The following is a 20,815-nucleotide window of genomic DNA, read 5'->3' as shown; positions in this document are numbered from 1 at the left end:
TCTTTGTCGCCGATACTCAAGTCGTGGATGGCCGGGACAAGCCCGGCCATGACGAGTAAATTGAAATCCGTCGAGGAAATTTAGAGAACATGCCGCTTCGCTTGATCTTCATGGGCACGCCTGACTTCGCGGTGCCGACGCTGCTGGAGCTCGTGGCCCATGGCCATGAGATCGCGGCCGTCTACACCCGTGCGGCAAAGCCGGCCGGGCGCGGCATGAAGCTGCAGCCAACGCCGGTCGAGCAGGAAGCGCGGCGGCTCGGCATTCCCGTTGAGACACCAATGAGCGTAAAGACGCCGGAGGCTCTGGAGAAATTTCGCGCGCACAACGCCGATGCCGCAGTGGTCGTCGCCTATGGCATGATCCTGCCGCAGGCCATTCTCGACACTCCAAAACTCGGCTGCTTCAACCTGCATGCCTCGCTATTGCCGCGCTGGCGCGGGGCGGCGCCGATCAATCGTGCCATCATGGCAGGTGATCGAGAGACCGGCGTGATGGTGATGAAAATGGACGTTGGCCTCGATACCGGCGACGTGGCGATGGCCGAGCGGATGACGATCACGGACGCGATGACGGCGGCCGATGTGCACGATGCGCTGGCGCGGCTCGGCGGCGATCTGATGGTCCGCGCCATCGGCGCGCTGGAACGCGGCATGCTGCAACTGACAAAACAGAGCGAAGCGGGCATCACCTACGCTACAAAAATCGAAAAGGCCGAGGCGCGGATCGACTGGAACAAGCCCGCGCGGGAAGTGCTGCGGCACATCCACGGATTGTCGCCGTTTCCCGGCGCCTGGTGCGAAATGCCGATCGAGGGCGAACCGGTTCGGGTCAAAATCCTGCGCTGTGAAATGATCGATCGCTCGGGCGTACCAGGCGAATTCCTCGACGATCATCTCACAATTGCCTGCCAGCAGGGCGCCATCCGAATCCTCGACTTGCAGCGCGCCGGCAAGGCACCGATGAAGGCGGATGAATTTTTGCGCGGCACGCCGATCAAGCCGCCGATACGGCTAACCTGATGCCCCGCTACAAACTCACCATCGAATATGACGGCGCGCCGTATTGCGGCTGGCAGATCCAGGACAATGGCGCCTCCGTGCAGGGCGCGCTGGAAGACGCGGTCAAGGCGATCTGCGGCGAGCAGGTCCGCGTTCACGGCGCCGGCCGCACCGACGCCGGCGTGCACGCGATCGCGCAGGTCGCGCATTGCGATATTACAAAACACTTCGTGCCGGGCCGGTTTCGCGACGGGCTGAACGCGCATTTGCGGCCGCATCCGATCGGCGTGCTCAGTGCGGAGATCGTGCCCGCCGATTTCGAGGCGCGGTTCTCCGCGAAAAAGCGGCATTACCTTTATCGGATCGCTAACCGCCGCGCCAATCTCGCGCTCGACATCGGCCGCGCCTGGCGATTGCCGCGGGCGCTCGATAGCGATGCGATGCACGCCGCCGCGCAACGCCTGGTCGGCAAGCACGACTTTACGACCTTCCGCGACACCGAGTGCCAGGCGAAGTCGCCGGAGAAAACCCTCGACCAGCTCGACGTCGTAAGAGACGGCGACGCCGTCAACATCGTCACCTCGGCGCGCTCGTTCCTGCACAGCCAGGTGCGCTCGATGGTGGGATCATTGGTCTGGGTCGGCGAAGGCCGCTGGAGCGCCGACGATCTCGCCGCAGCCCTCGCCGCCCGCGACCGCACCGCCTGCGGCCCCGTCGCCCCGCCGGACGGGTTGTATCTGGTACGGGTGGAGTATTGAGGCCTTCTTACCTCGCCCCGCTTGCGGGGAGAGGTCGGCGCGTAGCGCCGGGTGAGGGGGACTCACCGCGCATTCGGTGTGCGTGGAGGCAGCCCCTCACCCCCGCCCTCTCCCCGCGAAGAGCGGGGCGAGGGAGATCACCCAAAATACCTATCCAGCACGCCGCGATAAATCCTCGTCAGCCGCTCCAAATCAGCCACCGGGGTGCGCTCGTCGATCTGGTGCATGGTCTGGCCGACCAGGCCGAACTCGATCACCGGGCAATAGCTTGAGATGAAGCGCGCGTCCGAGGTGCCGCCGCTTGTGGAGAGTTCTGGCCGGCGTCCCGTGACCTCTTCGATCGCGGCGACCGCCAAATCGGTGAACGGGCCGGGCTTGGTCACGAACACATTTGAATTCGACGGTTCCCACACGATCCGCGCGCGGATCCGATTTCCCGCAGCCTTCGCCAGCCGCGCCTCGACCAGCGCGCGCAGCGTCTCCTGGGTGTGGAGATCGTTGAAGCGGATGTTGAATTTTGCCCGCGCCTGCCCAGGGATCACATTGCTCGCGGTATTGCCGACATCGACCGAGGTGAATTCGAGGTTGGAGGCCTGGAACTGCGCGCTGCCGTGATCGAGCGGCTCGTCGCTTAGCGCCACGATCAATCGCGAAATATCCGGAACAGGATTTGCCGCGCGATGCGGATAGGCGACGTGGCCCTGCACGCCGTCGACATAAAGCGTGCCCGACTGCGAGCCGCGGCGGCCGACTTTTATACAGTCGCCGAGCACCTCGACATTGCTGGGTTCGCCGAGCACGCAATGGTCGAATTTCTCGCCACGCGCGGCCGCCCACTGCAACAGCTTGATGGTGCCGTTGATGGAGATGTCTTCCTCGTCGCCCGTGATCAGGAACGAGATCGATCCTTTTGGTTTGCCGCCGTTGGCTGAGAGATAATCCAGCACCGCGGCAACGCTGCAGGCAATGCCGCCTTTCATGTCGACGGCGCCGCGGCCGTAGAGAAAGCCGTCCCGGACTTCGCCCGCGAAGGCGCCATGGCTCCAGGCGCTCTCGTCGCCCGGCGGCACCACGTCGGTATGCCCGGCGAAGGTGATGTGCGGAGCGCTGGTGCCGATGCGGGCATAGAGGTTGTCGATATCGGCGGTGCCGGGCTCGCCGAAGGTGACGCGATGCACCTCGAAGCCGGCCGCCTCGAGAATATTTTCGAGCACCCCAAGCGCCCCGGCATCGGCCGGGGTTACCGAGGGGCAGCGGACGAGATCGCGGGCAATCGAGAGGGCATCATTCATGCCCCCGCTTACCATGCGCGGCTACCGATCGGCCAGCACCGCGCCGAGAAATTCGTTAACGCCTTAGGCAAGCCCATGCGAGATCGCAGGGATGCTCGAATGATCTGCGCCCAGCGGATCGGGCCCGAACCGGTTCGGTCCGCGCGTCCCCCTCAGGCAGAACGTCTCGACAAAGCTCCAGATGCTGAGAACGAAAGCAACGGTCCCGAGGAAGAGTGCCAGATACGATTGGCCGAGCGCGCCCGCGACTTCCGGAAGCAGGACGGGAAGAACGCCGAAGGGGATAATCCACCAGCCGCTTCTGTTGCGGTCGTGAAGCCGCTTGATCGTCGTGGCGGCGTATGTCCACAGGCCGACGGCGAATAATGGATAAGCGATCGCGTAGAATAATATGGGAAGAAACGTCGCGATCGTCGCCGGATCGGCCTCGCGGAGGCTGTCGGCGAGCACGAAGAGCGATTTCATCATAATAAACATTGCGATGATGAGGGAGGCCAACGCGACGAGCCAGTATTTGGCGCGATTGATCCGGCCCTCGAAGCTGAACAGAAATGATCTCAAACTCATTGTCTGGTCCTCCGGACTGCCGGGAAAGGCGCGTTCTGGGCATGAGTCGCGCCGGGCGCGGTTCCGGTTCGATGCCGGGATTACGGTGTCGGGCCGCCACGGTGCGGCACAAATTCCACCTCGCTTTCCTGGTCCCAGCCCGGCCGGGTATCGACGGGTGCCAGCGGGTCGGGCCCGAACCGGTTAGGCCCGCGCGTCCCTCTCAGAAAGAGCAACTCGACAAAGCACCAGACGGTCAGGCCGAAGGCGATCGCGCTGACGACAATCGCCGTGGTCGGGTCGTCGATCCAGCCCGACAACCTGTCGAGAAGCGCCGGGGCAATGAAGAACGGGACGATCCACCAGCCGCTCTTGTTGCGGTCGTGCAGCCGCTTGATTGTGGCGGCCGCCAAAAACCACATGCCGACGACGAAGATCGGAGCTCCCATGGCATAGAACAAAACCACGGCCGGCAAGGGAGCAGCATCACGAAAGCTGACGGTGAAAGGGAACGAAGGGAAATCGCGGAGCCAGTCGAGAAAATAGAGATTGACCGACGTGACGCCGGCACCGGTGATGCCGCCGATGGCGAACGCCAGGATCGACATGAACACCAGGCAGGCGACCGAGCTGGCAAAGATCGCATACCAGTATTTGGCGCGGTTGATGCGGCCCTGGAAACTGAACAGAAACGCGTTGCTGGTGTAGCTATTGTCCACGGCTCAGCCTCCGGACGGCCGATAAAAGCCGCCCTAGATTGGTCGTGCCAGGGAGCCACAGGTTCGAGTTAGTACCGCAAAAGCTCACTAAATGTGCGGTAACTACCTGGCGGATAGGCTAGCGCGGCGCACCAGAAAATCCGGAACGCGATCCGGCTCCGGGTGCGAATCCGTGGGAAGATTGGGAGCAGCACGCGTCGGATCAGGCCCGAACCGGTTGGGTCCGTCAGTTCCAATCATGAAAACCAACTCGATGATAACCCAGGTTTGCAAAAGGGACATGGCAACAGCAAGCATTACGAGCAGCAATTCCTCGGCGGTCGAAATATCAACGCCGAAGGCGAGTCCGAAAAAAAGACCATAGTAAACATAGGAGAGGCGATTAAGGATAAAAATTGCAACTGCCCACCAACCGCTCCTGTTTCGATCGTGAAGCCGCTTGGCCGTCGTGGCTGCGTTGATCCAGATCATCGTGATTGCGACGACCCAGTCGAAATGCAAGGCCTGCCATTGCGGTGAAAAGTAAATCGAAAGCTTGACGAAAAGCATGAACCAGAAAGTGAGCAGAGCCCCCTGCACGAGGAGGTATCTGGCGCGGTTGATGCGGCCCTTAAAGCTGAAAAGTAACCAGACGTAGTCCATCGCGACCTCCGGACCCGCGAGAACGGATCGCGGTACGGAATATTGGTCGTCTGAAACGGCTGCGGGTTCACCTCGCCCCGCTTGCGGGGAGAGGTCGGATTGCGAAGCAATCCGGGTGAGGGGGACTCTCCGCGGCTCCGAGTGCGCGGAGAGTCCCCCTCACCCCAACCCTCTCCCCGCAAGCGGGGCGAGGGAGAATCATAGATTAGTCCCGCAACAGCTCGTTAATGCTGGTCTTGGCGCGGGTACGCTCGTCGACCCGCTTGACGATCACGGCGCAGGCGGTGGAGGGGCCGGGTTGGCCGTTCTTCAGCGGTCGGGCCGGCAAATTCCCCGGCACCACCACGGCATATTCCGGTACCTCGCCTACAAAGGTCTCGCCGGTATCGCGGTCGACGATTTTCGTCGACGCGCCGAGGAACACGCCCATCGCCAGCACCGCGCCCTTGCGCACGATGACGCCTTCGGCGACTTCCGATCGCGCGCCGATAAAGCAATCGTCCTCGACGATCACGGGTTCGGCCTGCAATGGCTCCAGCACGCCGCCGATGCCGACGCCGCCGGAAATATGCACGCGCTTGCCGATCTGGGCGCAGGAGCCGACCGTCGACCAGGTGTCGATCATGGTCGATTCATCGACATAGGCGCCGAGATTGACAAAGGACGGCATCAAGACGACGTTCTTGGCGATGAAGGCCGAGCGGCGCACGATCGCGCCCGGCACCGCGCGAAAACCGGCATCGCGAAACCGGTTCTCGCCCCAGCCCTCGAATTTCGACGGCACCTTGTCCCACCACGACGCCTTGCCGGGGCCGCCGGAAATCGCGCTCATGTCGTTCAATCGAAACGACAGCAGCACCGCCTTCTTCAGCCACTGATGGACTTTCCACTTGCCGCTGGCCTCGCGCTCGGCGACCCGCGCCTCGCCCTTGTCGAGCAATTCGAGCGCGTGATCCACCGCCTCGCGGACCTCCCCCTTGGTTGCGGTCGAGATGCCGTCGCGGGCCTCGAACGCGGTGTTGATGGCGGATTCCAGGGCGGTCAGCGACATCGGGATTTCCTCAAGGCGATTTTAGTTGGGCGGGAGGCTTTGTCGGGATTTGGGGCCAAGGAGTCAAGGCGCTGGCGCCTCGTATCAGGCTGTCATCACCCGCGAAGGCGGGTGATCCAGTACTCCGTGAAGCCTGACGATTACTTCAGAGGCTGCGGCGTACTGGATACCCCGCTTTCGCGGGGTATGACGGCTAGAGGTCGCGGCGCAAGCGTGCCCCTACCCCGCCCCAAGCCCCGCCAAAAACCCCGTCAGATCGTCCGTGACATGATCGACATAAGCGGCGTCGCGGCCCTCCAGCTCCCAGTCCTCGCGCACGACTTCCTTGGAGCCGTCGGGCACCACCAAAACCGTGGTCATGCCGAGCTGGTGCGGGACCACGAGGTTGCGCGCCAGATCTTCGAACATCGCCGATCGCAAGGGATCGACCTGATGCGTATCCAAGAATTTCTGGTAGGTCTGCGGCGCCGGTTTTGGTTCGAGTTCGGCGGCGATGATGTCGAACACCGCGTCGAAATGCGTGGCGAGGCCGAGCCGCGCCAACACCTTGTCGACATGGTCGGTCGAGCCGTTGGTCAGGATCAATTTGCGCCCGGGAAGTTTTGCGATCGCAGCCCCCATCGCGGGATTGGGCTCGAGCGGCGAATGATCGATCCCGTGCACGTAGGCCAGATAGTCGTCGGCGCGCACGCCGTGCTCGGTCATCATGCCGCGCATGGTGGTGCCGTAGCGCAGGTAATAATCCTTTTGGATTCGCCGCGCTTCCTCTGGCGAAACATTCAGCCAGCCGCGGACGAACTCGCCGATCCGAGCATCGACCTGCTGCCACAGATTGACGTGATGCGGATAAAGCGTGTTGTCGAGATCGAACACCCAGGTGTCGATGTGGCCGAAGGCGCGGGTGGTCTTCATTATATTACTCGCTGTCATGCCCGCGCAGGCGGGCATCCAGTACGCCGCGGCGGTCGAGAGAAACGGCAGAGGCCGCGGAGTACTGGATCACCCGCTTTCGCGGGTGATGACGACAAAAAGAGTGTTGATGCCTAATTTTGCAATTCATCACGGCAGCGCAAAGCGCAGCGTCTTGCCGCCGCTTGACAAGTCGACGGCGGCAAAGCCGGTGGCGGCAAAGCCGCGGGTGCCGCAGTCGCCCTGTTCGGTGGTTTCGAACTTGCTCTCGCGGGTGCAAAGCTCCCTGGCGCCGCCCCAGCTCAGCGCTCTGTCCTTGAGTTTGATGGTGCGGTTTTCGGCATCGACCGCTTCAGCGAAGGAAAAAATCTGCTTCGGCGGACCGGTGACGTCAGGATGCAGGCATTTGCCGGGATCGATCCGGTACCAGCCGCGGCTGGTCACGGCCTTGCCGTCGTCGGTCGCAACCGCCGCCATGATCTTGTGCGGGGTGTCGTTGCACCAGGTAAGCCCGGTGGACGAGGGCGATTGCACCGCGTCGATCATCATGGAGAAAAAATTCGGCGTCTGCACGATATCGGGCGTCATCCCGCGGCTTTTCAGGAATGCCGCCAGTGCCCCTTGCGTCTTCGGACCGTCGACGCCATCGATCGGCGCCGCGTCGAAACCTGCGATCACCAGAAGGCGCTGGATGCCGGCGAGCCTCGCCTGGTCGTCGTCATATTCGCTGTCCTCGGCGAGATAGGCGACCAGATTGCCGTCATCGGCCTTCGTCGGATTGACTTGCGTAAACGGCGCCGGGCTCTGCCCGCTGCGGCATTGGCGGGCGGCGGCAATGACAAAATTATCGGGCGCGATGCACAGCGTGTCGCCGCCATTTTGCGGGATCGGCGAGGAGCCGTAGACACCGAGCGCGCGGGCATGGAGCAGGATGCGGTCGGCGGTCAGCGTGCCCTGCGCGACGACACGGCAGGCGGCGGGATCGATGCGAAACCATCCACGCGTTGCGGTTGCGGCCTTGTCGTCGATGCCGATCGCGACCTCGACCACATAGCTCATGCGGTTGCAGAGTTTTAGGTCGGCATAGGCCGGTTCGGAGGAGATGAAGAGGGAGATCAGCGCGGCGGGCAAGGCGAGCAGGGCGGTTGAGACGGACTTCATGATTCTCAGACCGTCATGCCCGGGCTTGTCCCGGGCATCCACGTCTTCCTTGCGCGCTTGCGGCTGGAAAGACGTGGATGGCCGGGACGAGCCCGGCCATGACGATGGATGGTCATACCTCATCACTTGTGGATCAGCGTGCCGGTGCCTTGATTCGTGAACAATTCGAGCAGCACCGCGTGCTGCATCTTGCCGTCGATGATGACGACGCCCTCGACCCCCTGCTCGAGCGCGTAGATGCAGGTCTCGACCTTGGGAATCATGCCGCCGGAAATGGTGCCGTCGGCGATCAGTTTTCGCGCGTCTTTGACCGATAGTTCCGGGATCAGCTTCTTGGATTTGTCGAGCACGCCGGGAACGTCCGTCAACAGCAACAGCCTTTTTGCCTTGAGCGCGCCAGCGACCGCGCCGGCAAAGGTGTCGGCGTTGACATTAAAAGTTTGCCCGGTGCGCGAGGTCGCCAGCGGCGCCAGCACCGGGATCAGTTCATAGCCGATCAGCTGGTTCAGCAGCGTCAAATCGACCTTTTCGGGCTCGCCGACAAAGCCGAGATCGACCACCTTCTCGATATGCGAGTCCGGATCGACCATGGTGCGCGTCGCCTTGACCGCGCTCACCATGTTGCCGTCCTTGCCGCACAGGCCGACCGCCTTGCCGCCGGCCTCGTTGATATAGCCGACCAGTTGCTTGTTGATCGAGCCCGCCAGCACCATTTCGACGATCTCGATGGTCGCCGCATCGGTGATGCGCAAGCCTGCGGCGAATTCCGACTGGATGCCGAGGCGTTTCAGCATGGTCGCGATCTGCGGCCCGCCGCCATGCACCACCACCGGATTGATGGCGGTCTGTTCCAGAAGAACGATGTCGCGGGCGAACGCCTTCGCGGTTTCTTCGGCGCCCATGGCATGGCCGCCATATTTGATGACGATGGTTTCCTCGTCATATTGCTGCATGTGCGGCAGCGCTTCCGACAGGATGCGGGCCTGGTCGAGCGGACTGATATCGGGCGCGTCGGTCATGAAGCGGGTCTCACACGGGGCGGGGTGGGCCGGTTTCTAGCTGATTGGCGGGCACCGCGCAAAGTGGCGGCGTCGTTATCGCTGCCGCGGCCAGGCCGCCGCTACCGCAAGTCCGAGCCAGCTCACGATCAGAAGCGTCCCGCCGGCCGGGGCAGCCATCGGAAAAAGGCTGTGGCCGGCATATTGCCGCAAGGTCAGGTCGCCCGCGAACAGCGCGGTCGCGATGACAAAGCCCCATGCGGCGATGATTCCGATCCGGCCATGAATAATGCCCCGCTCGACCAGCGCCACCGCCGCGAGCACGGCGGGTGCATGAAACAGCAGCATCGATGATGCCCCCGCAAGCCGGGTTGCGTCCGCCTGATGCGCAGCGGCCGCCGCCAGGATGACGCCGTCGGCGCCCATCACGCCGGCCAGAATGATCAGAATGCGAAACAGACGAAACCCCATCAGCTGCGCTCCCCGATCAGCCGCACCATGGCCGCGCGCAATTGCGGCATCCCGGCGCCGGTGCGCGAGGATGTCACGAGGATTTCCGGAAAGGCGGCCGGGTGTTTTGTCAGCGCGGCCGCGGTGGCGGCGACGGTTTGGTCAAGTTCAGAGGCCTTCACCTGATCGGCTTTTGTCAATACGACCTGATAGCTCACCGCCGCTTTGTCGAGCGTGTTCAGGACGTCGAGATCGACGTCTTTGAGGCCATGCCGGGCGTCGATCAGCACATAGACCCGCGCCAGATTGCTACGCCCCTGCAGGAATTGGTGGATCAGCGCAGTCCAGGAGGCGACCTTTGCTTTCGGGGCTTGGGCGTAGCCGTAGCCGGGCATATCGACCAGGCGGAAGCCGGCATTTTCGGGCCCTTCGAAGAAGATCAGTTCCTGGGTGCGGCCCGGCGTATGCGAGGTGCGCGCCAACGCATTGCGGCCGGTCAGCGCGTTGATCAGCGAGGATTTGCCGACATTGGAACGGCCGGCAAACGCCACCTCGATGCCGGCCATCGCGGGCAGCGTCTCGATCGAGGGCGCGGCCCAGAAGAATTGCCAGTCGCCCGCGAACAGTTTTCGCCCCTGCTCGATCAGGTCAGCGTCGAGATCAGCGGTCATGCGAAGGGCTTTCTATCCATCGTCATGGCCGGGCATAGCCGTCCGAAGGACGGCGTCGCTTCCGCTCGCCTATGCCCGGTCATCCATGTCTTTTCTTTTCGCAACTTCTAAAGACGTGGATGCCCGGCACAAGGCCGGGCATGACGGATTAGAGACCGATGCGCCCCTTACGCGAGGCCGGCTACGTCGCCTTTTTCGAGGCGAACGTGCCCCTGATATTGTCGAACAATTCAACCTTCACGCCGTTGCGGCGCATGATGAAGCTCTGCTGCAGCACCGACAGCAGGTTGTTCCAGGCCCAATAGATCACAAGCCCCGCCGGGAAACCCGCCAGCATGAAGGTGAAGATCAACGGCATCCAGTCGAAGATCATCTTCTGGGTCGGATCCGGCGGCGTCGGATTGAGCTTCATCTGGAACCACATCGTGATGCCCATGATGATCGGCCAGACGCCGAGCGCCAGGTAATGCCCGAATAGCGGCACCTGCGTCGGATCGAAATGCAAGAGCCCGAACAGGTTGAAGATGTTGGTCGGGTCGGGCGAGGACAAATCCTTGATCCAGCCGAAGAACGGCGCGTGCCGCATCTCGATGGTGACGAACAATACCTTGTAGAGCGAGAAGAACACCGGAATCTGCACGACGACGGGAAGACAGCCTGCGACCGGGTTGATCTTCTCCTTCTTGTATATCTCCATCATCTCCTGCTGCTGCTTCACCTTGTCGTCGGGATAGCGTTCCTTCAGCGCGGCGAGCTGCGGCTGCACCGATTTCATCTTCGCCATCGAGGCGTAGGATTTGTTGGCGAGCGGGAAGAACAAAAGCTTCACGATCACCGTCACCAGCAGGATCGAGATGCCGAAATTGCCGAACAGGCGATAGAAGAAGTCGAGCGCCAGGAACATCGGCTTGGTGATGAAATAGAACCAGCCCCAGTCGATCAGCAGATCGAAATGGTTGAGCCCAAGCTCCTTGTTGTAGCCGCCGAAACCCGCGAACGGAAAATTGATGCCGACGACGCTGGCTTCCTTGGCCCCCGCGAACAGCCGCGCATTGGCGCTGCCGGTGCCGCCGATCGCGATCGTCTGCGGGTCCTGCAGATAATCGGTCTGATAGGTCCTGATCGCGCCGACCAGATTGGAGGAGAAGCGCGCCTGCAACTGCGCATTGGTGTCGGGTAGCAGCGCCGAGGCCCAGTATTTGTCGGTGATGCCGAGCCAGGCGTTGGTGACCTTGAAGGAGACCGTCTTGGCGTCGTCGATTTTCTTGTAGGGGTATTCCTGCAGGCCCTGGTCGCCGAGATAGCCGATCAGGCCTTCGTGCAGGATGTAGTAGCCCGCGACCTTCGGGGTGCCGTGCCGCGAGATCAGCGCGAACGGATAAAGCGTGACCGGCGCGTTGCCGATATTGCTGACGTCATCCTTGATGGTGAACAGGTAGCGGTCGTCGATCGAAATGGTGCGGTGGAAAATCAGGCCCTCGCCATTGTCATATTTCAGCGTCACCGGGCTTGAGGGCGTCAGGCTGCCGATGCTTTCCTGCTGCCACAGCGTGTCCCGGTCGGGCAGCTTCACCGTCGAGCCGCTGGCCGGCACCCAGCCGAATTCTGCGTAATAAGGGTTTTCGGTGCCCGAGGGCGAATACAGCACGATCGGTGGCGAAGCCGGATCGACGGTTTCGCGGAACTGCACCAGCGACAGATCGTCGATGCGCGCCCCCTTTAACGAAATACTGCCGGTGACGCGCGGGGTCTCGATCTTGACGCGCGGGCCAGCCGCAATCGCGGCCTCGTGGCTGACGGGCGCCGTGGAGGCGGGCTGATTCGCCGCGGGCGCATTGGCCGAGGGCGTCGGCGCCGCGCCGGCTTGTGGCGTGGTCGCGGGGCTGGAAGCGGTTCCGCCCTGCGGGGTGGATTTGGCCAGTTCGCTCTGCGCCTGCTGGGCGGCGCGCTGCTTTTCCATCGCCGGAACGTTGTAGAAATATTGCCACGCGATCAGCACGAGGCCGGACAGAATGACGGCGAGGATGGTGTTGCGATTATCGGTCATCGTTCAAGGTCTCGTCATTCAATTCGGTTTGCGGCTTTGGGCGGTCGCGCCTGCTGCCGGTCGATGCGGTGAAGCGCCGAGCGGAGATCCCCAAGCATGGTCGCGAAGTCGCTCGTCAGCGCGGCACGGCGGCCGACCAGCACATAATCACTGTGCGGCCGCATTGATACGGCATCCAGCAATTTCACGAGCTCGCGCAGCCGGCGCCGGATGCGGTTGCGCTCGGTGGCGGTGCCGTTCTTTTTGGTAACGGTAAAGCCGACCCGGATCGGACCGTCATCGTCGCGCCGGCGGCTTTGCACCGTAAAAGCCGTGCTGGAAGCCCGCGCGCCATCGGCAACGGCGAGGAAGTCCGCCCGCTGCCTTAGCCGATCCATGTTGAAATCTCCGGGAAGCCCGGCTCAGGCGCTCAGACGCTTGCGGCCCCGCGCGCGGCGCGCGGCGAGGACTTTGCGGCCGCCGGTGGTTGCAAGGCGGGCGCGGAAGCCGTGTCGGCGCTTGCGCACCAGTTTGCTGGGTTGATAAGTCCGCTTCACGGGTCGTTCTCCGCTAACAATTTGCCGCTTAAGCTGACAATTGCCTGATTAATGAGGTAAGTCCGGTGATGCTGGTCGGCCCAGAGTAAGGCCATATTCCGGCCCAAAACGAGCCGCCCCGGTCGGACCGGGTCATCGCGGACAATTGGCGCGGCTTATACGGGAGCGACCCGTTTTCGTCAATCAGGCCGCTTGTCACATTTGAGGCGATGTTGCCGTTCCGCAAAACGTCGCAATTTCACCCGAATATATCAAGGTTCGCGGTGTTTTTGCCTGCGAGGATGGCGATCGCCGTGGCGCGTACTAGATCAGGTACGGAAACACATTAGCGATCCGTAATTTGACCGGTTCCGGAGCGCGCCGCATCTTCGTATATCAGGCGTCGAGAGCAGATTTCGTGTCCATGACTGACGAACAGGCGACACCGGAACGGCCGCGGCCCAAACCGCCGCGCCGGCTCGGGCTGTCCGGCAAGCTTTTGCTGCTCACCATTCCCCTGGTCATGATCGCGGGAATGCTGATCTATGTGCCGGCGATCGCGAACTTCCGGATGAACCGGCTCAACGACCGGCTGGCGGCGGCCAATACCGCGGCGCTGGTGCTGGATGCCGCCCCCTCGGGTATGGTTCCGGATTCGCTGGCGCGGCAAATCCTGACCAGCATCGGCGCGCGCGCGGTCGCCATCAAGATGGGCCAGCAGCGGCGGCTGCTCGCCAGCGCCGGCCTGCCGCCGGCGATCGACCACGACGTCGACATGCGGACCATGACGGTGTGGTCGGCGATCGTCGATTCCTTCGAGATCATGCTGGAGACCGGCAACCAGGCGATCCGCGTGGTCGGCCCGTCGACCAGCGGCGGCCAGTTCATCGAGGTGGTGATCGACGAACAGCCGCTGCGCCGGGCGATGTACCGGTTTTCCCAGAATGTGCTGCTGGTCGCGCTGATCATCGCGGGGCTCACCGCGGGACTGGTTTATCTGGCCTTGCATTATCTGTTCGTGCGGCCGATGCGGCGGCTGACCGCGAGCCTGGTCGGTTTCCACGAAGATCCGGAAAGTGCGGCGCGCATCATCGCGCCGAGCCACCGCGGCGACGAGATCGGGGTCGCCGAGCGCGAATTGTCCGACATGCAGCGCGATCTGGTGTCGATGCTGCATCAGAAGAGCCGGCTCGCAGCCCTCGGGCTTGCGGTGTCGAAGATCAACCACGATCTGCGCAACCTCCTGGCCTCCTCGCAACTGCTCTCCGACCAGCTCGCCAGCGTGCCCGATCCGCGGGTGCAGCGCTTTGCCCCGAAACTGATGCGCTCGCTGGAGCGCGCCATCGCGTTCTGCCAATCGACGCTGTCCTATGGCCGCGCCCAGGAGGCCGCGCCCGACCGCCGCATGATCCCGATCGAGCCTGTTGTCGCGGAGGTGCGGGAGTCCGTGGGCCTTGCCTCGGATGCGTCGATCACCTGGATCAGCGCGATCGAGCGCGGGCTTTCGATCGACGCCGATCCCGATCAGCTGTTTCGGGTGCTGCTCAATCTCGTGCGCAACGCTGCGCAGGCGCTGGAAAACCGTCCGAGCGGCGACGCCGCGACCATGCAGATTCGCATCACCGGACGCCGCGAAGGCTCGGTCGCGATTGTGGAGGTTTCCGACACCGGCCCCGGCGTTCCGCAAAAGGCCCGCGACCATCTGTTCGAGGCGTTCCAGACCTCTGGCCGCCCCGGCGGCAGCGGGCTGGGCTTAGCGATCGCCGCCGAACTGGTCCGCGCCCATGGCGGGGAGATCAATCTCGTGGAAGGCACCATCGGCGCGACCTTCCGGGTCGCGATTCCCGACCGGCCGGTGGAACTTTTGAGCGTCCGCAACGAGCGGGCGCGGGCGTAATTGCCGCCAAACCCGTCATTCCGGGGCATCGCGAAGCGATGAACCCGGAATCCCGATGTAATGGCGCGAGATTCCGGGTTCGCGCTGGCGCGCGCCCCGGAATGACGAGTAGTCAGACGCCTCCTTCCGGAGCTTGCCAATCAAGGCCGGAGCGGGTAGCTAAAGCGCTCTTTCGCGACCTTCCGAATACGTTCTCGGATGCATGCGGGCTGTCAGGCCCGATGCCCCGCGAAATACGCGCCCGTAGCTCAGCTGGATAGAGCACCAGACTACGAATCTGGGGGTCAGGAGTTCGAATCTCTTCGGGCGCGCCACTTCGGTACAAAACTGGGCACTCCAAAACCTGCCGATTTTGCGCTGGACGCCGCGACAAGCGTGCGCAGGAGCACGCTTTTCGATCCCATGATGCGAACCTCTTTCGCGTCCACCTCGATGCGCTGGGCCAGGGCGCGGAGATGGTCACGGCGGTAGCCGCCGGATTCGGTCCGCATGCGCCTGCGCGCTTGGCTGGCGAAGGTTTTGAGCGCTTGGGGTGTGATGCTCGGTCCAGCCCGATCGAGCGCGCCCTCGGCCCGCTCTGCGTCAGCGCGGGCCTGATCGCGGACGGACTTCAGCTCGGTCACGCGCTCCTTGAGCATCGGGTCTGATACATCGGCGATCCCGTTTTCGATTGCATCGTACAATCGCTTGAGCTTGGCTTCCGCTTCGGCCGCGCGCTTGCGCAATTCGGCGATATGCGTCGTTCGGCGCTCGGCACGTTCTTTCCGGCGATGGAGGACTGCCGAGAGGACTTCCTCTAGGCGTTTGGGTTGCAAAAGTCGCTGCTCGATGTGGTCGGCAACGAGGCTGTCCAGCTTCTCCATGGGAACGGTCTGCCCCTTGCAGCCAGTCTCACCTTGCCGGGCCTTGGTGCAGCAAGTGTAATACCTGTACCTCCCGCTCTTCCCGGTCCTCAGTGTCATCGCGCCACCGCAGGCAGCGCAAAAGCAGATGCCGGTAAGGAGGGTCGGGCCGCTGACGACGCGCGGCGCGCTCAGTGCGGGGCTGCGCGTCTTGAGCAACGTCTGTACCGCCTCAAATTCGGCGACCTCAATGATCGGCGGCACCGCCATTTCGACCACCTCGGCCTCCGGTTTGCGTTCGCGGGTCTTCCAATATTTGGTGTTGAAGCGGTGGCGGCCGGTGTACGTCGTACGCGTCAGCACCTTGTGCACGGCGTCAATGCCCCAGCGTCCACCGTCACGCGTTCGGATGCCGGCTTCGTTCAAGTGTTTGGCAATTGACTTGACGCCCATCGCCCCTGATGAGCCGTTTCCCTCGCGCGCCAGCCGGAAGATCAGCCGCACGGTTTCGGCCTGGATCGGATCAATCTCCAATGTCTTCTTGGTGCGGTGGCCGCGCTGCTCGGCGGCTTCCACGATGCGGTAACCAATCGGCGGCAGCGCGCCGTTCCAGAAGCCTTGCCGTGCATTCTCCTTCATCGCCCGCAGCGTATGCTTGGCGTTCTCCTTGGACTGATATTCGTCGAACAGCGCCATGATCTGGCGGATCATGTTGCTCATCGGATCGTCGCCGAGCTCTTGCGTGATCGACACCAGACGCACGCCGCTCTTGGCGAGCCGGCGGACGTAGAACTCAAGCTGGAACTGGTCGCGGAAGAAGCGGCTGAAGCTGTGGACCAGGATCACCTCGAACGCCGGCGGCTTGACCGTCGCCGCGTCGATCATGCGCTGGAACTCCGGCCGCCGATCGTCGGTCGCAGACGCGCCCGGCTCGACATAGTCGGAGACAATCTCCCACCCACGCGATGCGCAATAGCCCTTCGCCTGGCGGCGCTGATCCGGGATGGAGAGATCGCTATCGGCTTGCCGTCCCGTCGAAACCCGCAGGTAGAGAGCCGCCCGAACCGTTGCAGCCATGGTGATGTCCCCTCAGTCCTTTCCAAACAACTCGTCGAACAGATCACCGAACCAAGCTTCGAATACATCGATCTCCGTTTCGGTCACCGGCACGTCCTTCGGCCAATCATCCGTCACCGCCCATGTCATCGAAGCGCGCTTTGCTCGTCGTCGACCACGACGCGCGGGCGCACGCGCATAGTCGTAGAGATCGTCAAGTGGGGCGCGATCCGGCGGACGCCGTAGCTGCGATTTGTGAGGGGGAGCCATGGCGCCACTGTGGCAGGCCTGGCCGATCCACAGAATGGCCGAAGTCCACGCCAAGTCACGCTGCAGCCCCGCGAACTCGCACTTTCTCTGCAGCATGAGCGCGATCGCGCAGTGCAGGCCATGAACGCATGGAAGCAAAAGAGCCGGGCCAACGGCGCACCGTTGGTCCGGCAGCGGCCTCCCATGCGTTCCTGGCCGGACATCCCGCCGAGCACGCGCAACAAGACGCCATGCTGCGAACGATGGCGCTCGGAACGTTGATTTTGAATGCTTTCTCGGTTCGAGCGGCACCAGGCCACTTCATGCGGTGCCGCTGCAGTGCCATCCAAATCAATGTGCAGACAAACACTTACCACCCCCGACGGCCCCGAGCGACATCGTCGCTTTTATCTTGCAGTCCTAATCGGGCGAGATCTGCGCCCCAGCTCTCGGTCGGGTGATGTCGGGTATTGTCGATAGCGGACGAGAAGGCGGACTCGGCAATATCGACGCGAATGACCCGAGGCGGACATTGCGGCGGTAGAACTTGAAGGGGTAGCATTGGAGAAGATTTAGGCGCGGGGCGCATGTCAATCGAAAAGTCCGAATATCGAAAAAAGGAGGAGGCAGCCGAGGTCAGCGAAGGCGTGCTGTACGCGAGCCTGCTGTCAACGAGACGAAGGCGTGGGGAGCGACTTATGTCTGACAAATATGCCGTGGTCGGCAATCCGATCGACCACACGAAATCGCCGCTGATCCATCTCAGCTTCGCTAAAGAGACCGGGCAGAATATCGACTACGCCGCGATTGAGGCTCCTATCGGCGGCTTCAGCGAAGTGGTGGACAAGTTTCGGCGCGAAGGCGGCTTAGGCCTCAACATCACCGCGCCGTTCAAGCTGGACGCGTTCGCGTATTGCACCGATCTTAAGGAGCGCGCCCGGCTCGCTGGTGCCGTCAACGCGATGAAGTTCGAGGTAGATCGGGTGACCGGAGAGAACTTCGACGGCGTCGGCCTTACCAACGATATCACACGCAATCTCGGCCGCTTGATGAAGGGGCGCCGGGTGGCGCTGCTCGGCGCGGGTGGCGCAGCACGCGGCGTTGTGCTGCCGTTCCTCGAGCAGGGGCCGACGGAGCTGGTCATAGTAAACCGCACCGTAACTAAGGCGGAAGAGCTTGGCCGTCAGTTTAAGCAATATGGGCCGATTACTGCCATCGGCTATTCGGCCCTCGCCGACAAAAAACTTGGCCGGTTCGATCTAGTCGTGAATGCAACCTCTGCCAGCCTGCGCGGCGAGCTTCCGCCGATAAGCCCAGAGGTCTTTGGCGACGATTGCCTTGCCTATGAGTTGCTATACGGAAAGGGTCTTACGCCATTCCTCCGGCTGGCGCGGAACGCCGGCGTGAAGCGGCTTGCGGACGGAGTCGGTATGCTGGTCGAGCAGGCGGCGGAGGCGTTTGTGTGGTGGCGTGGCCTCCGTCCTGACACCGGGACCACAATCAAAAAACTTACCGTGCCGCTCGAATAGTCCAATCAGAGAAACTTCGGACCCGATCCAAAAATCGTCAGCCGATGTTGGTCGGCTGCGCCCCCCCACGCTCCGCATGACGCTTCTAAAACGGCATTCCGCGGCGAGGCAAAAGCCCCTTGGTGACCCGACGCGACGGATTGCAGAACCTGCGAGTCACGGACGCAATCGTCCAAGCGGCGAAAATCGGACTGACGGGCATAGGTTAATCAATTGTCGGCTCGTCACTGATGTCGCTTATTGGCCCATCGCGCCGTTCCTGGGATTGATCGAAATGGCCGCAGCCGAAGGGTAACCGGACCACCGGCGAGATCGGGCGGACAGCCGCCCATGAGGCGTAGCGCAAGATCGCAGGCCATCGGTGGTCATCCGGCCGGATCGCTTAAGCGGCCGTTGCATCATAGCGCCACGGCGAAGCAATAGTGCCCATCTTCATCGGCCGTGGCGCGCCATGCTGTGTCAGCGATTTCAGTGGCTTATTTAGCCCGATCGTTTGCGGCCGTCCCCCGACCAAGTATCAACCAGTATCGTCTGAAGGGATGGTCTCGTACGATGGGCCATCGCGGACCTAGTTCGCCCCAGCCTGTCCCGAAATACATCTCGGCACGGCTCAGCGGCGCGGGTGCGTCTCGTTGATAGAATAGGCCATGGATGATTCGTTCGACGATTGGGACGCTTGGATTGATGCGGCTTTGGAAGCTGATCCGCTTCCTTTGCTGGACGAAGAGGAAGATCTGCCGACAGGGCCTCCACCTTGCGACAACGAGCTAACTGCTGCGGAAGAGTCACTCTCACAATGGAAGTCGCACGAAGAATTCTATCGCGTCACAGTCGGGTTGTGCGCCCGCTCTCCAGGACCAGAGTTTTTCAACCGAGCTGAATTTAAATTCCTGCGTGAAGCGTATGTGCTTGGGAAGTTCGCGAAGAGACAGCGCGCCGAAGCTGTTCGGCTAGTTGCTCCATCCGAGCGTTGGCCTGATGGCTTGATTAGATTGGAAGGATGCGATCACGACATCGAGGTTACAAGCACGCACGGTGGTCGAAAGCTGGGGAAGGAATATCGCCAGCCGAAAGGTTTGACGCACGATCCAGTTGAGAATTGGATCGCGCGTGCCGCCTCGATCCCAAGGTACTTGGACAACGCTGTCGCCCAAAAAGCGGGAAAAAGGTTACCCGCCCTGTTGGCTGGTGGTCTACCTTAACATTGGCGAGTACGGCATCAGTCAAAAAGAAACCGAGCGCGCGATTGCTGAGGTCAAGGGTCGCTATGCCGCGAGCTTTATGGCGATCTCGGTGCTTTGGAACGGGAGGCTCTATTGAGCTGACGACCTTTCCCTACGGCGTTGTTTACCTATGAGGATTGCCGAATGAGCCCGTCAGCGATCGCAATCACAGTCTAGTTTTGGTCGGGCTCATCATCGGCAGCAAGGATGGGTTGAGCCCCTGTGAAACCCATCATTGCCCCATGCGAGATGCCACCGAAGAATGCCAATTGATCTGACGCTAACGTGCTAAGTTCTCGCCAGCAATGTCCAGTGGCGTGAACATGATGCTTCGCAGACGGAGTTGCGACCATACTTGGTCTGCGGCGTCAGTCCGAGGGGCGATGGGTTTCGCGAGAGCTCAACCCATCCTACGATCCGAGGTCAGGCTCGATCGGGTAGATCAAGATAGGCCAGGCGATCCATGACGCCGTCCGCGAGCCCTACCTTGTAGACGGCTTCAGCGAAGCGCCTGTCCTCAGCTATTCGGCTCAGCTTGCTATTGCCCATGCGCTGGGGCAGCAGCGTGCAAATCGGCTCAAGCATTTCGATCTCGAACGGAACGTTGACGCCGGCGGTCATCGAGAACGGCCCAGGGGTGAACAGCCTGGTAGCGATCAATTCTCCGTCGTCCATCGAACTCTCAAGCCCGACGTCGAGCAGCCATACTTTGGAGTTGCGGAGAATATCGGTGGCGATCAGGCCCACCGCGTCGTGACGTTGTTCGATCAGGAGTATTGCAAACTGCGACGTGCGCATCGCGTCCAGCATCAGCTGCTCGTCGGACTGCGGTTCAAACTTGGCCGACTTCGCGTAGCGGTCGATTGCCCGCGAACGATCCGCCGGCGCTGTGTAAATGGCAAGGTCGTAGACGTAATACATCTCGTCCGTGTCATCGAGAATCAACGTCTTTCCTTGTGCCAATCCGAGCCGACGCGCGTGTTTCAGCAGTGTGTCGCCGGATATGGACTTAAGAACTTCCTCATGAAGTCTCTTGGAGATTTCCCTAAGGTGAAGATACCCGGCAAGGATATCGTCCCGCGTCGAAGGCATATCGCCGCCCCAAGCCAAGGTCGGGTGCTGTTGGACGAGAGGAAGGGCCATGGAACTTCTCCGAATTGGACCGGCATCTCCTCGCGATCATTAGCGCTGTGTATTGATTCGCGGAACAGCAATCTCCTGATTTCGAATCGGCCGGAGCCGAGAGCCTGTTCGGCACG

General features: G+C 62.1%; 21 protein-coding genes and 1 tRNA gene. 6 read left to right on the top strand and 16 right to left on the bottom strand.

Annotated features, from left to right (window positions below):
• Positions 1 to 89 precede the first annotated feature (89 nt).
• On the top strand, positions 90 to 1,022 hold the full coding sequence (fmt, locus tag B5526_RS15745) for a methionyl-tRNA formyltransferase (protein ID WP_079539332.1): 933 nt from the start codon (positions 90 to 92) through the stop codon (positions 1,020 to 1,022).
• Entirely contained in the window at positions 1,022 to 1,759 is a 738-nt protein-coding gene (gene truA, locus B5526_RS15740) for a tRNA pseudouridine(38-40) synthase TruA (protein ID WP_079539331.1), read from the top strand. Before fmt ends, truA begins: the two co-directional genes overlap by 1 nt.
• Positions 1,760 to 1,896: 137 nt before the next feature.
• Here the strand turns inward: truA and dapE are convergent, their stop codons facing one another.
• From dapE to rpmH, 13 genes are all read right to left on the bottom strand, one after another.
• Entirely contained in the window at positions 1,897 to 3,051 is a 1,155-nt protein-coding gene (gene dapE / locus B5526_RS15735) for a succinyl-diaminopimelate desuccinylase (RefSeq protein ID WP_079545024.1), read from the bottom strand.
• Positions 3,052 to 3,114: 63 nt separating this feature from the next.
• A complete protein-coding gene (locus B5526_RS15730) occupies positions 3,115 to 3,618 on the bottom strand; it encodes a DUF805 domain-containing protein (protein WP_079539329.1) in 504 nt (167 codons plus the stop codon).
• Between the two features lie 80 nt (positions 3,619 to 3,698).
• On the bottom strand, positions 3,699 to 4,316 hold the full coding sequence (locus B5526_RS15725) for a DUF805 domain-containing protein (RefSeq protein ID WP_079539327.1): 618 nt from the start codon (positions 4,314 to 4,316) through the stop codon (positions 3,699 to 3,701).
• A gap of 102 nt (positions 4,317 to 4,418) precedes the next feature.
• A complete protein-coding gene (locus B5526_RS15720) occupies positions 4,419 to 4,958 on the bottom strand; it encodes a DUF805 domain-containing protein (RefSeq protein WP_079539325.1) in 540 nt (179 codons plus the stop codon).
• 205 nt (positions 4,959 to 5,163) lie between these two features.
• A complete protein-coding gene (gene dapD / locus B5526_RS15715) occupies positions 5,164 to 6,009 on the bottom strand; it encodes a 2,3,4,5-tetrahydropyridine-2,6-dicarboxylate N-succinyltransferase (protein ID WP_079539324.1) in 846 nt (281 codons plus the stop codon).
• Between the two features lie 219 nt (positions 6,010 to 6,228).
• Complete coding sequence (locus B5526_RS15710; RefSeq protein WP_079539322.1) at positions 6,229 to 6,921, bottom strand: pyrimidine 5'-nucleotidase; 693 nt, start codon at positions 6,919 to 6,921, stop codon at positions 6,229 to 6,231.
• A gap of 147 nt (positions 6,922 to 7,068) precedes the next feature.
• Complete coding sequence (locus tag B5526_RS15705; protein WP_079539320.1) at positions 7,069 to 8,079, bottom strand: DUF1036 domain-containing protein; 1,011 nt, start codon at positions 8,077 to 8,079, stop codon at positions 7,069 to 7,071.
• Positions 8,080 to 8,201: 122 nt separating this feature from the next.
• Entirely contained in the window at positions 8,202 to 9,098 is an 897-nt protein-coding gene (gene argB / locus B5526_RS15700) for an acetylglutamate kinase (RefSeq protein ID WP_079539319.1), read from the bottom strand.
• Between the two features lie 75 nt (positions 9,099 to 9,173).
• Entirely contained in the window at positions 9,174 to 9,548 is a 375-nt protein-coding gene (locus B5526_RS15695; RefSeq protein WP_079539317.1) for a DUF423 domain-containing protein, read from the bottom strand.
• Positions 9,548 to 10,198, bottom strand: coding sequence for a ribosome biogenesis GTP-binding protein YihA/YsxC (gene yihA, locus B5526_RS15690; RefSeq protein ID WP_079539316.1), 651 nt, complete (start codon positions 10,196 to 10,198; stop codon positions 9,548 to 9,550). The genes B5526_RS15695 and yihA overlap by 1 nt, the downstream gene beginning before the upstream one ends.
• Before the next feature lie 181 nt (positions 10,199 to 10,379).
• On the bottom strand, positions 10,380 to 12,245 hold the full coding sequence (gene yidC, locus B5526_RS15685; protein WP_079539314.1) for a membrane protein insertase YidC: 1,866 nt from the start codon (positions 12,243 to 12,245) through the stop codon (positions 10,380 to 10,382).
• A 14-nt stretch (positions 12,246 to 12,259) separates the two neighbouring features.
• Entirely contained in the window at positions 12,260 to 12,622 is a 363-nt protein-coding gene (gene rnpA, locus B5526_RS15680) for a ribonuclease P protein component (protein WP_079539313.1), read from the bottom strand.
• A gap of 24 nt (positions 12,623 to 12,646) precedes the next feature.
• Positions 12,647 to 12,781, bottom strand: a complete 135-nt coding sequence (rpmH, locus tag B5526_RS15675; RefSeq protein ID WP_006609582.1) for a 50S ribosomal protein L34 — start codon at positions 12,779 to 12,781, stop codon at positions 12,647 to 12,649.
• A 403-nt stretch (positions 12,782 to 13,184) separates the two neighbouring features.
• On the opposite strand from rpmH, the gene B5526_RS15670 reads away from it, so the two are divergent.
• Both B5526_RS15670 and B5526_RS15665 read left to right on the top strand, forming a co-directional pair.
• Positions 13,185 to 14,657, top strand: coding sequence for a sensor histidine kinase (locus tag B5526_RS15670; protein WP_079539311.1), 1,473 nt, complete (start codon positions 13,185 to 13,187; stop codon positions 14,655 to 14,657).
• Positions 14,658 to 14,894: 237 nt separating this feature from the next.
• A tRNA-Arg gene (locus B5526_RS15665) sits at positions 14,895 to 14,971 on the top strand.
• Here B5526_RS15665 and B5526_RS15660 read toward each other — a convergent pair.
• Together B5526_RS15660 and B5526_RS37740 are read right to left on the bottom strand one after the other, a co-directional pair.
• On the bottom strand, positions 14,942 to 16,576 hold the full coding sequence (locus B5526_RS15660) for a recombinase family protein (RefSeq protein ID WP_079539309.1): 1,635 nt from the start codon (positions 16,574 to 16,576) through the stop codon (positions 14,942 to 14,944). The two genes, B5526_RS15665 and B5526_RS15660, sit on opposite strands and share 30 nt — an antisense overlap.
• A gap of 12 nt (positions 16,577 to 16,588) precedes the next feature.
• Positions 16,589 to 16,921: a hypothetical protein gene (locus B5526_RS37740; protein WP_154071322.1), complete on the bottom strand. Its 333-nt coding sequence runs from the start codon at positions 16,919 to 16,921 to the stop codon at positions 16,589 to 16,591.
• A 470-nt stretch (positions 16,922 to 17,391) separates the two neighbouring features.
• Here B5526_RS37740 and aroE point away from each other — a divergent pair, with 470 nt between their 5' ends.
• Positions 17,392 to 18,333 carry a shikimate dehydrogenase gene (gene aroE / locus B5526_RS15655; RefSeq protein ID WP_244562305.1) on the top strand — a complete coding sequence of 314 codons (942 nt, stop codon included), beginning with the start codon at positions 17,392 to 17,394 and terminating at the stop codon, positions 18,331 to 18,333.
• 647 nt (positions 18,334 to 18,980) lie between these two features.
• Positions 18,981 to 19,535 carry a hypothetical protein gene (locus B5526_RS15650; protein WP_079539308.1) on the top strand — a complete coding sequence of 185 codons (555 nt, stop codon included), beginning with the start codon at positions 18,981 to 18,983 and terminating at the stop codon, positions 19,533 to 19,535.
• Positions 19,536 to 19,979: 444 nt separating this feature from the next.
• On the opposite strand, the gene B5526_RS15645 is transcribed toward B5526_RS15650, so the two are convergent.
• The gene (locus tag B5526_RS15645) at positions 19,980 to 20,699 is read right to left on the bottom strand and encodes a hypothetical protein (RefSeq protein WP_079539306.1); all 720 of its coding nucleotides are present in this window, start codon (positions 20,697 to 20,699) and stop codon (positions 19,980 to 19,982) included.
• Positions 20,700 to 20,815: the final 116 nt, after the last annotated feature.

Origin of the sequence: Bradyrhizobium lablabi, from assembly GCF_900141755.1 — a bacterium.
Classification (GTDB): Bacteria; Pseudomonadota; Alphaproteobacteria; order Rhizobiales; family Xanthobacteraceae; genus Bradyrhizobium; species Bradyrhizobium lablabi_A.
This window is presented reverse-complemented; position numbering and strand designations above follow the sequence as displayed.

Coding starts and splice junctions, on each gene's coding strand:
- fmt (WP_079539332.1), top strand. CDS start 90: ATGCCGCTTCGCTTGATCTTCATGGGCACGCCTGACTTCGCGGTGCCG.
- truA (WP_079539331.1), top strand. CDS start 1,022: ATGCCCCGCTACAAACTCACCATCGAATATGACGGCGCGCCGTATTGC.
- dapE (WP_079545024.1), bottom strand. CDS start 3,051: ATGAATGATGCCCTCTCGATTGCCCGCGATCTCGTCCGCTGCCCCTCG.
- B5526_RS15730 (WP_079539329.1), bottom strand. CDS start 3,618: ATGAGTTTGAGATCATTTCTGTTCAGCTTCGAGGGCCGGATCAATCGC.
- B5526_RS15720 (WP_079539325.1), bottom strand. CDS start 4,958: ATGGACTACGTCTGGTTACTTTTCAGCTTTAAGGGCCGCATCAACCGC.
- dapD (WP_079539324.1), bottom strand. CDS start 6,009: ATGTCGCTGACCGCCCTGGAATCCGCCATCAACACCGCGTTCGAGGCC.
- B5526_RS15710 (WP_079539322.1), bottom strand. CDS start 6,921: ATGAAGACCACCCGCGCCTTCGGCCACATCGACACCTGGGTGTTCGAT.
- B5526_RS15705 (WP_079539320.1), bottom strand. CDS start 8,079: ATGAAGTCCGTCTCAACCGCCCTGCTCGCCTTGCCCGCCGCGCTGATC.
- argB (WP_079539319.1), bottom strand. CDS start 9,098: ATGACCGACGCGCCCGATATCAGTCCGCTCGACCAGGCCCGCATCCTG.
- B5526_RS15695 (WP_079539317.1), bottom strand. CDS start 9,548: ATGGGGTTTCGTCTGTTTCGCATTCTGATCATTCTGGCCGGCGTGATG.
- yihA (WP_079539316.1), bottom strand. CDS start 10,198: ATGACCGCTGATCTCGACGCTGACCTGATCGAGCAGGGGCGAAAACTG.
- yidC (WP_079539314.1), bottom strand. CDS start 12,245: ATGACCGATAATCGCAACACCATCCTCGCCGTCATTCTGTCCGGCCTC.
- rnpA (WP_079539313.1), bottom strand. CDS start 12,622: ATGGATCGGCTAAGGCAGCGGGCGGACTTCCTCGCCGTTGCCGATGGC.
- B5526_RS15670 (WP_079539311.1), top strand. CDS start 13,185: ATGACTGACGAACAGGCGACACCGGAACGGCCGCGGCCCAAACCGCCG.
- B5526_RS15660 (WP_079539309.1), bottom strand. CDS start 16,576: ATGGCTGCAACGGTTCGGGCGGCTCTCTACCTGCGGGTTTCGACGGGA.
- B5526_RS37740 (WP_154071322.1), bottom strand. CDS start 16,921: ATGCTGCAGAGAAAGTGCGAGTTCGCGGGGCTGCAGCGTGACTTGGCG.
- aroE (WP_244562305.1), top strand. CDS start 17,392: ATGTCAATCGAAAAGTCCGAATATCGAAAAAAGGAGGAGGCAGCCGAG.
- B5526_RS15650 (WP_079539308.1), top strand. CDS start 18,981: ATGGATGATTCGTTCGACGATTGGGACGCTTGGATTGATGCGGCTTTG.
- B5526_RS15645 (WP_079539306.1), bottom strand. CDS start 20,699: ATGGCCCTTCCTCTCGTCCAACAGCACCCGACCTTGGCTTGGGGCGGC.